We start from the raw sequence: 11,639 nt of genomic DNA on the forward strand, positions 1-11,639 counted from the left end.
TCAGTCCCATTCCAGGCCGCCGCGCCGCCATACGTACGCGTAGGCGACGAAGACGGTGAGCACGAAGAGCAGCATCTCCACGAGCCCGAAAACACCCAGGGCGTCGAAGGTGACGGCCCAGGGGTAGAGGAAGACGATCTCGATGTCGAAGACGATGAAGAGCATCGCCGTCAGGTAGTACTTGATGGGAAAGCGCCCACCGCCGACCGGCGTGGGGGTCGGCTCGATGCCGCACTCGTACGCGTCGAGTTTGGCGCGGTTGTACCGCTTCGGACCGATCAGCGTGGCCATGACCACGGAGAAGATCGCAAAGCCTGCCCCGAGGGCTCCCAGTACGAGGATCGGCGCATACGCGTTCACGCTCCTCGCTCCTCTCAGTCGGCACTGACTGGTGGCGGTTTCGGCGAGCCTGCACCCCTGCCTCGTCAGTACCGCGAACCCCACCCGTCCCGGCGAAGATCGCGGACATGTGAAGCAGGTCACAAGCCCAACTGCCTCGCATCTTATGCCCGGCGGTCTGTGATCTGCGACACGGGGTATTGCCTTAGCTTTGTGATCTCCACCACCTGACGAACGATCATGAAGTCGGATGAGCAGTGATCTTCACACGCGAAGCGTCAGGTCGGTCACCAGACGTGACATTTTCGCTCATCGCCGCAGGCCCAGGGGGTCGTCTCCATATCAAGAGACTTCCGCCGCATGCAAATTCGCGTTGGACGCACCCCCTTGATAGAGGACCGCGTTCACACTTCAGGGGGACCAACGGGACCGATGTGGACACGTGCACGCGTTCACGAGCGGGGGCGACGTGGCGACGGGGAGGGGTCACGCGCGGGACGCGGGGGCCCGGGTGACCGTTCCGTGACCTGCGCCACATCTACCTATGGGTCAGATAAGCCGGGCTTGGCCATCGACTTCAACCGGTGGTAGGTGGCGGGCAATTCGGACGTAATACTGAAAGGACATGATCACGGGCCTGGTGGACAGTGTCCGCAATGCCCGTTACGGCGTCAATAAAGAGTGACGGCCGACGAATTCGGCGATCGATTGAACAACTGTGGCGCACCACACGTTTCTTGAAGGTATGGAGGAGCCCCTGGTACCGCTAGTACCCATGTCCCACACCGCACACATACGAAGCCACCGGAAGCCCCGTCGCAACGCCCCGTCGCTCGCGATGCGCGCCGGAGTTGCCGGTGGCGTCCTCAGCACCCTGGCAGTGGCCGGCGCAGCGGGTTCGGCGAGCGCCGCCGAGCCCGTGACGCAGACCATGGAACTGCCGACCCTGACGGCCGATCTGGCCAACCAGGTCGCCCAGTCCGCGGACGCCACCCAGCAGGCCGCGGCCGACTACCAGCTCCAGGCGGAGCGCGACGCGGCGGCCGCCAAGGCCGCCAAGCAGGCCAAGGCCGACCTGGCCGACGCCAAGACGAAGGCCGAGGCCAAGAAGAAGGCCGAGGCCGCGCGCAAGGCCGCGGCGGCCGACGCCGTCTCGCGTTCCTCGGCGCGGACCGTCCTGTCGGCGAGCGCGTCCACGTCCACGAACGTCGCCGCCCCGGCCAGCGGCAGCGTCGCGACCGTCGTCGCCTTCCTGAAGGCTCAGGTCGGCGACGCGTACGTCATGGGCGGCACCGGACCCAACGCGTGGGACTGTTCCGGTCTGGTGCAGGCGGCGTTCAAGCAGGTCGGCGTCGACCTGCCGCGCGTCTCGCAGGACCAGTCGGTGTCCGGTACGCCGGTTTCCCTGTCCAATGTCCAGGTCGGCGACATTCTGTACTGGGGTGCGGCGGGTTCGGCGTACCACGTCGGGGTGTACATCGGTAACGGGCAGTACCTCGACGCGGCCAACCCCTCCAAGGGCGTCGTGATCCAGGACCTCTCGGGCTACCCGGCCACGGGCGCGGTGCGCGTGCTCTGACCCGCGGGTGACTTCCGGAGGACCGCTTCCTGTGCGGGGAGCGGTCCTTCGGGCTGTTCCGGAGCAGGCGGGAGCCCGTTCCGGACCGGCTCGGCCGGAGCTGTCCCGCTGACCGCCCGGGCGGCCCCGTACGACGGGTGAGCGCCCGGGTGGCCCCGTCCGGCAGGTGACCCGCCCGGGCGGCCCCGTCCGGCAGGTGACCGTCGGGGGCCGCGCGGGTCGCGTGCGGTCAGGCCTTCGGGGCGACCTTCGAGAGGCCGTTGATGATGCGGTCCATCGCGTCGCCGCCCGTCGGGTCGGTGAGGTTCGCGAGCATCTTCAGGGTGAACTTCATGAGCATCGGGTGGGTCAGGCCGCGCTGGGTGGCGATCTTCATGACCTTCGGGTTGCCGATGAGCTTCACGAAGGCGCGGCCGAGGGTGTAGTAGCCGCCGTAGGTGTCCTTGAGGACACGCGGGTAGCGCTGGAGGGCCAGTTCGCGCTGGCCCGGGGTGGCACGCGCGTGGGCCTGGACGATGACGTCGGCGGCGATCTGGCCGGACTCCATGGCGTAGGCGATGCCCTCGCCGTTGAAGGGGTTCACCAGACCGCCGGCGTCACCCACCAGCAGCAGGCCCTTGGTGTAGTGCGGTTGACGGTTGAAGGCCATCGGGAGGGCCGCGCCGCGGATCGGGCCGGTCATGTTCTCGGGGGTGTAGCCCCAGTCCTCCGGCATCGAGGCGCACCAGGCCTTCAGGACCTCGCGCCAGTCGAGCTCCTTGAAGGAGTCGGAGGTGTTGAGGACACCGAGGCCGACGTTCGAGGTGCCGTCGCCCATGCCGAAGATCCACCCGTAACCGGGCAGCAGCCGGTCCTCGGCGCCCCGGCGGTCCCACAGCTCCAGCCACGACTCCAGGTAGTCGTCGTCGTGGCGCGGCGAGGTGAAGTACGTACGGACGGCGACGCCCATCGGGCGGTCCTCGCGGCGGTGCAGGCCCATCGCGAGGGAGAGACGGGTGGAGTTGCCGTCGGCCGCGACCACCAGGGGGGCGTGGAAGGTCACCTCCCGCTTCTCCTTGGAGTCGGCGTCGCCCAGCTTCGCGTGCACGCCGGTGATCCGGCCGGTGCGCTCGTCGATGATCGGGGCGCCGACGTTGCAGCGCTCGTGCAGCCGCGCGCCCGCCTTCTGCGCCTGGCGTGCGAGCTGCTCGTCGAAATCGTCCCGCTTGCGCACGAGTCCGTAGTCGGGGAAGGAGGCGAGATCCGGCCAGTCGAGCTGGAGGCGAACGCCGCCGCCGATGATGCGCAGACCCTTGTTCCGGAGCCAGCCGGCTTCCTCGGAGATGTCGATGCCCATCGACACGAGCTGCTTGGTGGCGCGCGGGGTCAGACCGTCGCCACAGACCTTCTCGCGCGGGAAGGCCGTCTTCTCCAGGAGCAGGACGTCGAGTCCCGCCTTCGCCAGGTAGTACGCGGTGGTCGAACCGGCTGGCCCGGCCCCGACGACGATGACGTCGGCGGTGTTTTCGGAGAGCGGCTGGGGCTCGGTCACGGCGGGTTCTCCCCCAAGACTCGAAATCAACGTGCCGACGGGCACTGGACATGGGCAGTCTATGCAGCGGTACCGATCACCCGGCTGAAGGGCTGCCCCGTGAACCGAGCTCTCCCCGATGTACGCCTGCGCGTTCCCACCGACGAGGACGCTCTCGCCTGGCACCGGGTCTTCGACGACCCCGAGGTCATGGAGTTCCACGGGGGCCGCGCGGCCGAGCGGTCCGTCTACGAGGAGCTCACGGCCCGCCAGCGGCGGCACGACGCGGAGTACGGGTTCTGCCTGTGGACGATGGTCGGCCCCGGGGACGAGGTACTGGGCTTCACCGGCGCGCAGCCGTGGCCGCACGCCTGGGGTCCGGCCGGGAAGATCGAGATCGGCTGGCGGCTGGGGCGGGCGCACTGGGGCAAGGGGTACGTCACGGCGGCGGCGCGGACCACGCTGGAGCGGGTCCGCGCGGCGGGCGTCACGGACGTCGTCGCCATGGTCAACGCGGGCAACGCCCGTTCCATCGCGGTGACGAGACGGCTCGGCATGGAGCTCGCGGAGCGGTTCACGCTGCCCGCGTCGCAGCAGGAGGGCCACCGCTACCGGCTGGCCCTGTGACGGATTCCGGCGCGTCTCCTCATGGCTTCCGGAAGGGCACGGGCGAGGCTTACCCTTCCGGTACCGCTGGGGGTGACGTCTGTGCGCATAACACCCAAGACACCCGAAGTGCGCGTACCGCGGCTCGTCGGCCTGATGGCCGTGGACGCGCGTGAGACGGCAGAGGCGCGTGGTGTTCTGCTCGCCGCGCCCGACCGGCCCGATTTCCCTCGGACGGTCGTCGACTACGTCGTACGGCAATTTCCGCAGCCCGGCGCCGAGGTGCCGCGCGGAGCCGTCGTCACGGTGTGGTTCGACCTGGGGGACGCGGAGGGCGGCGCCGGAGTACGTGAACCACGTCCGCCCCGTCCGCCGTCGGGCGGGCTGCGCCGCGAACTCGACCTGCCCGGCGACCCGTTCGCGGTCCTCAGGTAACAGGCCCGGACGGGTTCCCCGGCGGGCGGACGCCGAGCGGGGTCAGGCCGGCTTGTAGCCCCGGTGGAGGGCCACGATGCCGCCCGTCAGGTTGCGCCAGGCCACCTTCGACCAGCCGGCCCCGATCAGCCGCTGGGCCAGTTCCGGCTGGGTCGGCCAGGCGCGGATGGACTCGGCGAGATAGACGTACGCGTCGGGGTTGGAGGAGGCGGCGCGGGCGACCGGGGGCAGCGCGCGCATCAGGTACTCGGTGTAGACCGTACGGAACGGCGCCCAGGTGGGGTGCGAGAACTCGCAGATCACGACGCGTCCGCCCGGCTTGGTCACGCGGTACAGCTCGCGGAGCGCGGTGTCGGTGTCCTGCACGTTGCGCAGTCCGAAGGAGATCGTGACGGCGTCGAAGGTGTCGTCCTTGAAGGGCAGCCTGGTCGCGTCACCGGCGGTCAGCGGCAGCCAGGGGTGGTTGCGCTTGCCGACGCGGAGCATCCCGAGGGAGAAGTCGCAGGGGACGACGTACGCGCCGGTGCGGGCGAAGGGGAGGGACGAGGTCGCGGTGCCGGCCGCGAGGTCCAGGATCTTCTGCGCGGGGCGCGCGTCGACCGCCTTCGCGACCTCCTTGCGCCACGCCCGGTCCTGTCCGAGCGACAGCAGGTCGTTCGTCAGGTCGTACCGTTCCGCCACGTCGTCGAACATCGAGGCGACTTCGTGCGGCTGCTTGTCCAGGGATGCGCGGGTCACGGTCCCCATTGTGGCAGTACGGGCCCGACGGTTCTCCGGCGCCCGGCCGGGAGTCGGGCTCTGTTCCCCGCGTACGGGAAAAGCGCCGCACCCGCCCCCGTGAACCACGGGGAGGGTACGGCGCCGTCCGACGGCTCCGGTGTCCGCCCGCGCGTCCGCGCACGGCCCACCGGGGCGGGGTACACCCTTCGGGCCGCTACGGCAGCAGCCGGGGCCGTTTCCGGGCGGCCACGTCCTCGACCCAGCCGAACAGAGGGATCGCGATCCAGATCAGCACCCAGCCGACGGCGAACATGAACCACTGGCTCTCCAGGGGCAGCCACTTCTCGAAGGCGGGCACCTTCCAGAACTGGTCGATCAGCGGGACGGCCAGGATCAGCGCGATCTCGTGCCAGAGGTAGATCGTCACCGCCCGCCCGTTGAAGACCGTCACCGCCCGGTCGAGCCGCCTGAAGCGGGCCAGCCAGGCGAAGTCGACGTCGTAGTACGCCTTGAAGTACATCAGCGGCGTCACGAAGCCCGCCGACCAGAAGGCCTGGGCGAGAGGGATCTCGTCGAGGTCGTACGTGCCGTACTCCGACCGGTGCGCGAGGGCGTACCAGCCGCCGTAGGCGAGCGCGGCCGCCGAGGCGAGGACCACCGCGGCCGGCTTCAGACGCTGGAGCACCCCCTCGCGGTGGGCGAAGCCGACGAGCCAGCAGAAGAGGTAGACGGCGAGGTCCGTGAGGGCGCTGCCGAGGCGGCCGTCCGAGAGGTGCGGGCCGTACTGGAGGACGAGGACCGGGACGAGCGAGAGGAGCAGCACCGGTACCGGGGCCTTGCGGAAGATCTTCAGCAGCGGCGGGGAGAGCAGGACGAACCAGAGGTACGTGCGCAGGTACCAGAGGATCTCCCAGGCCTGCACGCCCCACCGGCTCCCCGGAGGGTCGCCGACCGGGACGATCCAGAAAACCATCTGCCAGCCCGGCATCCAGCCGTGGATCAGCATCGCCACCACGACGAAGAGGCCCCAGAACCAGAACGGCGGCAGCAGGCGCCGTATTCGGCTCCGGACCACGGTGAGGGCGGGGCGCTCCAGGGACTTGGCCATCAGCGTGCCGGCGAGCGCGAACATCACGCCCATCGACGGGAAGACCAGCCCGGCCCAGGCCCAGCCGAAGGTGTGATAGGTGACGACCCGGACCAGGGCGACAGCGCGGAGGGCGTCGAAGTACCGGTCCCGTCCGCCCCCCGCTGCCTTCTCGCGGGAAGGGACCGGGGCCGGGACCGGCCTGGCCGCCGCGGCCTCCGCCGCCGCCGTCTCCGTCTCCGTCTCCGTCTCCGTCTCCGTCTCCGTCAAGACGGGACCCTCCGGCTCGGGAACGTACTGCCACTGCTCCTCGTACGGAGCCGACTGCCCGTACGCCGTCGGCTGCCCGTACGCCGGGGTCTGGGCGTACGGGAGCCCCTGCCCGGGGTCGTAGGCGTACCCGCCGTCGTACCCGTGCGCGAGGCCGTGGCCGTACCCGCCGTCGTACCCGGAGCCGTGCCCGTACCCGTACTCGCCCTCGTACCCCTGCCCCTGCCCCTGCCCCTGGCCCTGGCCCTGGCCCTGCTGTTCCGCGCCCCAGGTCATCTAGCTCACCCCCGCCGGGGTTCCGACCTCGCCCGTGCGCTTGAGCTTCTGCCAGCGGAGCCGCCCGCCGGTCAGGGCTGTGACGCAGGAGTGGATCAGGACCAGGTACATCATCTGGCGGTAGGCGAGTTGCTGGAGCGGGAGCATCGCGAGGTAGCGGTACTTCTCCCGGTCGAGGCGGAACGCGTAGGCCGCGCAGACCAGTTGGACCGCCAGGACGGCCAGCCAGGCGATCAGCGCGGCCCGGAAGTCCACGAAGATCATCGAGTAGAGGGTGAACACGTCGATGAGTGGCGCGAAGACCGGCGTGACGATCTGGAAGAGCACCACCAGCGGCATGCCCACGCGTCCGAAGCGGCCCGAAGGCCCCTTGTCCGTCAGGGACTTGCGGTGCTTCCACAGTGCCTGCATGGTGCCGTACGACCAGCGGTAGCGCTGCGACCAGAGCTGTTTCAGCGAACCGGGAGCCTCCGTCCAGGCCTTGGCGTGCTCCTGGTAGACGACCCGCCATCCCGCGCGGTGCATGGCGATGGTGATGTCGGTGTCCTCGGCGAGCGTGTCCTCGCTCATGCCGCCGACCCCCAGCACCGCGTCCCGGCGGAACGCGCCGATCGCGCCGGGGATGGTGGGCATGCAGCGCAGCAGGTCGTACATGCGGCGGTCGAGGTTGAAGCCCATCACGTACTCGATGTGCTGCCAGGCGCCGATCACGGTGTCGCGGTTGCCGACCTTGGCGTTGCCCGCGACCGCCCCGATCTCCGGGTCCGCGAAGGGCTGCACGAGCTGGTGCACGGCGTCCGGCTCGAAGACGGTGTCGCCGTCCATCATCACGACGATGTCGTGACGGGCGTTGCGTACGCCGTTGTTGAGGGCCGCGGGCTTGCCGGCGTTCTCCTGCCGGATGACCCGGACGTTCGGCATGCCGAGCGACTCGGCGATCTCGGACGTGTTGTCGTCGGAGCCGTCGTCGACCACGATGATCTCGATCGGATGCGTGCTCCTCGCCAGCGACTTCAGGGTGTTGGCGATGCATTCCTTCTCGTTGTACGCGGGCACGATCACGGTCACCGGCCGGGTGACCTCCGGTCCCCAGCTGAACTTCCCGCCCCGGCCGCCCCCGCGTTTGCGGTTGCGGTTGCGCTGCCGGTGGTGACGGCGGGCGAGGATCAGCATCATCCCGAAGCGGCCCATGACGGCGACGCCGACGACCACGAGGAACCAGGACAGCGCGGGGACGACCCATTCGGCGACCGCCACGGCGTAGACGAGTGCCCTGCCCTCGTAGAGGGTCGCGCCGTCGGCCTTCCGCTGGCCCGCCTGCGCGGCGGCGCTCGCGATGCCACCCGCCGCCGGACCGGTGCCCGCGGAGGTGCCGCCGGTCCCGGACGCGCCCCGGTCCGGAGCGGCCGCGGAGGCGCCCTGGTCCGGTGCGGCCCCGGACGCCGACCGGTTCAGTTCGGCCTGGGCGCCGCTGACGGTGGTGAAGGTGTAGCCCTTCGCCTTCATCTTCTTGATGTACGTGTCGAGCGCCTCGACCGTCTGCGAGCGGTCGCCGCCCGCGTCGTGCATGAGGACGATGGCACCCTGGTTCTTCTCCGGTGTCGCCCACCGCACGATCTTCGAGACGCCCGGCTTCTTCCAGTCGTCGCTGTCGGTGTCGACGAAGACGCTGGTGTAGCCGAGGCCGCCGAGCTCCTTGTAGACGGGCCAGCTGTAGTTGTCGACGGCGCTGATCTCCGACGAGTACGGGGCACGGAACAGCGTGGTGGTGATGCCGGCCGCGCCCGCGAGGGCCAACTGCGTCTGTTTCAGCTCACGTCGGAGCCGCGCGGTGCTCTGGTAGGAGAGGTCGACGTGGGTGAAGGTGTGGATGCCGACCTCGTTGCCCTGGTTCACCAGTTTCTTCACCACGTCGGGGTAGCGGGAGACCATCGAACCGACCATGAAGAAGGTGGCGTCGACGTCGTTGTTCTCCAGGACCTTGAGGACCTCGGGCGTCCAGTTGGGGGTCGGCCCGTCGTCGAAGGTGAGCACGATGGTCTTCTCCGGAACGGACTGCGTCTTCGCGGCGCCGGCGGCGAACGTCAGGATGGGGCCGCCGTCGAGGATCCTCTGGGGGACCTTGTCGTAGGCCGCGCCGTCGCGCACCCGGGCGTCGTTGCCGATCTCCGAGCGCAGATAGCCGTCGAGCAGCATGACGCTGATGAGCGCCAGCAGGAGCATCAGGGCGAGGATGACACGGGGTTTCTGTAGCGCGGCGGCCTTCCCGGCGGCCCGCTCCAGCTTGGAGGGGGCCCGCCGACGGCCGCGCGCCGGTGTCGTCGTGGTCATGGGAGTGGGTGCGCCCCCGTCACTCGGCGCCGGTGGAGGCGGAGGCCCCGGCGGTTGTCGTGGCGGTGGAGGACGCCCCGGCCGTCGCCGTGGAGGCGGAGGAGGGCGTGGACCCGGTGGGCGGACCCGACGGAGGGGTGCCGGTGGGCGCTCCGTCCGGCACGCCGCTCGGGGCGGTGCCGGCGCGCGGTCCGCCGTAGCCCCCGTCGGGGGCGGAGCCGGCCCGGCCGCCGTCGAAGGGGAGGAGCGAGGAAGGGGTCAGCGAGGTGCCCCAGCCCATGAAGGCCATGCCGAGCACGACGGCGTAGCCGAGGCAGACGACGCAGACGAGCATCCCGACTCTGCTCAGCAGGCGGGCACGGCGCCCGGAGTTGTCAACGAACACGGGGCCGGCCTCGGCCCCGCTGCCGCGTTTGCGGCGGCGGCCACGCACCTGGGCACGGTTTTCGACGGCGGACTCGGATTGCATTCCCCAGACGGTAGGACGCGTTTATGTGTCGGAAACTCCGAGTTCCGTATGAACGAACCATGAGAGAGGCCCCAACCTGTATTTTCTCTATGAGAATCGAGAAATGCCCGCGCCGCTCAGGCCTGATGAATATGGGAGATATGCACCCTTCCGGAGCCCGAATCACCCTCTTTGTCGGCATATTCGCTCGCGATTCTCCTTCGCGATCTTCATTCCGTATTCCGTTCCGGATGTGACACATTTCCAGTCGGGGAACAGCCGTTTGTTTCTGTCCTGAGACGGACATCACAAGGCGTCACAAGATGTCGCGAGAGATCACAAGAGATCACGAGAGTGGGTGCGTGCGGAATGCGGAGTTTCCTGAGGCCGGCCGCGGGGGTCGTCTGCGTGGTGGCCCTGGCCTGTGCGGGGTGCTCCTCGGGGGGCGGCGGCGCCTCGGACCCGGCGTCCGCGGGAGCCGGACGGACGACGGCCGCGGCGGCGTCACCGAACCCGGGCACGACCAAGTCGTCGGCCACCTCGTACGCCCCGTACGTGAGCGCCACGACCGCCGCCGACACCGACGCGGCGGGGTCGCCGACCACGTACAACCTGGCCTTCGTGATCTCGGACGGCGGCGGCTGCACCCCGGAGTGGGACGGCGTGTACGCGATCGGCGACTCGGCCGTGAAGTCCCGGGTCTCGGCGCTGAAGAAGTCCGGCGCACGGGTGCGGGTGTCGTTCGGAGGCGCCTCGGGCAAGGAGTTGGCGTCGACGTGCGACAACGCGAGCGACCTCGCCGCCGCCTACGGGGCGGCGCTGGACGCGGCCGGCTCCACCCAGGCGGACTTCGACGTCGAGGGCGCCCAGTTGAGCGACTCCGACTCGGTCGCGCTGCGCTCCGAGGCCATCGCTCTGCTCCAGAAGAAGCGTCCCGGACTGACGGTGTCCTTCACCCTGCCCGTGATGCCGTCGGGCCTCGACGCCGACGGCCTGGCCCTCCTGGAGTCCGCCAACGACCACGCGGTGGACGTCTCCACGGTCAACATCATGACCATGAACTACGGCAGTTCGTACGCCGACGACATGGGCGACTACGCGATCACGTCCGCCGAGGCGGCCCACGACCAGCTGAAGAAGGTGTTCGGGCTGTCGGCCGCCGACGCCTGGCAGGGGCTCGCGCTCACCTCGATGATCGGCGTCAACGACGTGGACAACGAGACGTTCGGACTCTCGGACGCGGCGCAGGTAAGGGAGTTCGCCGAGAAGAAGGGGGTGGCCTGGGTGTCGATGTGGTCGACGTTCCGGGACCGGCAGTGCGAGAAGGGCAGCGCCACGGCGGGCGACGCGGCGACCGACTGCAGCGGCGTGCGGCAGAGTGCGGGGGCGTTCGCGAAGGCGTTCGCGGGCTGAGCCGGCGGCACGCGCCGTGATCAGCGGCTCCGGTACACCAGCCGCCCGCCGATCACGGTCGCCACACAGGTTCCCGCACCGAGCCGGACCAGTTCGGCGCGGTCCGCCACGTCGAACACGGCGAACCGGGCGGGACCGCCCGGTGCCAGCCCCGGCAGCATGATCAGCGGGGTCGGGGACAGCGACGCCGGCCCCGCGAGCCGGTCCGGCCGCCGCCCCACCGCGAGACCCACCCTGCGCACCGCGTCGGCCACGGCTCGCGACCGCAGCTCCCCGGCCACCGCCACCGTGCCGTGCGCCAGCAACCGCTGGATCCCGCGCCGCGCGCTCGCGCCGACGCGCGCGGGATCGGCGCGGAAGATCCGCTTGGCCCGCTCCCCGCCGATGGGCTCGGTGCCGAAGCCCTCGGCCTCGCGCGGGTCCGGGTGGTACATGTCTTCCAGGAGCTCCGGGCCGTACGGGTTGAGCAGCCCCGGCGTCAGGATGCCGGGCCAGCGCCGCACCTTCGCGAGCGGACGGTCGGCGGCCAGTTCCTCGTACGGGCCGACGGCGGCGACGACCGCCCCGTCGACCAGGACCGAGGTCCCGGCCGACTGCTCGGCTACGTGAAGTGTCAGCACGGCGC

Annotated in this window: 11 protein-coding genes; 4 read left to right on the forward strand and 7 right to left on the reverse strand. The window is 70.1% G+C overall.

What is annotated here, in order from left to right:
* Entirely contained in the window at positions 1-360 is a 360-nt protein-coding gene (locus tag ACFYW9_RS06590) for an NADH-quinone oxidoreductase subunit A (protein ID WP_037627175.1), read from the reverse strand.
* A 724-nt stretch (positions 361-1,084) separates the two neighbouring features.
* Between ACFYW9_RS06590 and ACFYW9_RS06595 the strand changes: the two genes are divergently transcribed.
* Positions 1,085-1,918, forward strand: a complete 834-nt coding sequence (locus ACFYW9_RS06595) for a C40 family peptidase (protein ID WP_351863099.1) — start codon at positions 1,085-1,087, stop codon at positions 1,916-1,918.
* Positions 1,919-2,147: 229 nt separating this feature from the next.
* Here ACFYW9_RS06595 and ACFYW9_RS06600 read toward each other — a convergent pair whose 3' ends face one another.
* Positions 2,148-3,449, reverse strand: a complete 1,302-nt coding sequence (locus ACFYW9_RS06600; protein ID WP_387298052.1) for a geranylgeranyl reductase family protein — start codon at positions 3,447-3,449, stop codon at positions 2,148-2,150.
* A 99-nt stretch (positions 3,450-3,548) separates the two neighbouring features.
* Between ACFYW9_RS06600 and ACFYW9_RS06605 the strand changes: the two genes are divergently transcribed.
* Both ACFYW9_RS06605 and ACFYW9_RS06610 read left to right on the forward strand, forming a co-directional pair.
* Complete coding sequence (locus ACFYW9_RS06605; protein ID WP_326786166.1) at positions 3,549-4,055, forward strand: GNAT family N-acetyltransferase; 507 nt, start codon at positions 3,549-3,551, stop codon at positions 4,053-4,055.
* Positions 4,056-4,136: 81 nt separating this feature from the next.
* Positions 4,137-4,469, forward strand: a complete 333-nt coding sequence (locus tag ACFYW9_RS06610; protein WP_326786167.1) for a PASTA domain-containing protein — start codon at positions 4,137-4,139, stop codon at positions 4,467-4,469.
* A 42-nt stretch (positions 4,470-4,511) separates the two neighbouring features.
* Here ACFYW9_RS06610 and ACFYW9_RS06615 read toward each other — a convergent pair whose 3' ends face one another.
* From ACFYW9_RS06615 to ACFYW9_RS06630, 4 genes are all read right to left on the reverse strand, one after another.
* Positions 4,512-5,207, reverse strand: a complete 696-nt coding sequence (locus ACFYW9_RS06615) for a demethylmenaquinone methyltransferase (RefSeq protein WP_389145552.1) — start codon at positions 5,205-5,207, stop codon at positions 4,512-4,514.
* Between the two features lie 196 nt (positions 5,208-5,403).
* On the reverse strand, positions 5,404-6,822 hold the full coding sequence (locus ACFYW9_RS06620; RefSeq protein WP_389145555.1) for an acyltransferase: 1,419 nt from the start codon (positions 6,820-6,822) through the stop codon (positions 5,404-5,406).
* On the reverse strand, positions 6,823-9,153 hold the full coding sequence (locus ACFYW9_RS06625) for a bifunctional polysaccharide deacetylase/glycosyltransferase family 2 protein (protein WP_389145558.1): 2,331 nt from the start codon (positions 9,151-9,153) through the stop codon (positions 6,823-6,825).
* Between the two features lie 19 nt (positions 9,154-9,172).
* Entirely contained in the window at positions 9,173-9,622 is a 450-nt protein-coding gene (locus tag ACFYW9_RS06630) for a hypothetical protein (RefSeq protein ID WP_389145561.1), read from the reverse strand.
* A gap of 348 nt (positions 9,623-9,970) precedes the next feature.
* On the opposite strand from ACFYW9_RS06630, the gene ACFYW9_RS06635 reads away from it, so the two are divergent.
* Positions 9,971-11,014 (forward strand): chitinase, encoded by a 1,044-nt coding sequence (locus tag ACFYW9_RS06635; RefSeq protein ID WP_389145564.1) that lies wholly within the window; start codon positions 9,971-9,973, stop codon positions 11,012-11,014.
* A 20-nt stretch (positions 11,015-11,034) separates the two neighbouring features.
* On the opposite strand, the gene ACFYW9_RS06640 is transcribed toward ACFYW9_RS06635, so the two are convergent.
* Positions 11,035-11,634 (reverse strand): hypothetical protein, encoded by a 600-nt coding sequence (locus ACFYW9_RS06640; RefSeq protein WP_389145567.1) that lies wholly within the window; start codon positions 11,632-11,634, stop codon positions 11,035-11,037.
* Between the last annotated feature and the right edge of the window lie 5 nt (positions 11,635-11,639).

The organism is Streptomyces sp. NPDC002698 (genome assembly GCF_042888945.1).
GTDB lineage: Bacteria > Actinomycetota > Actinomycetes > Streptomycetales > Streptomycetaceae > Streptomyces.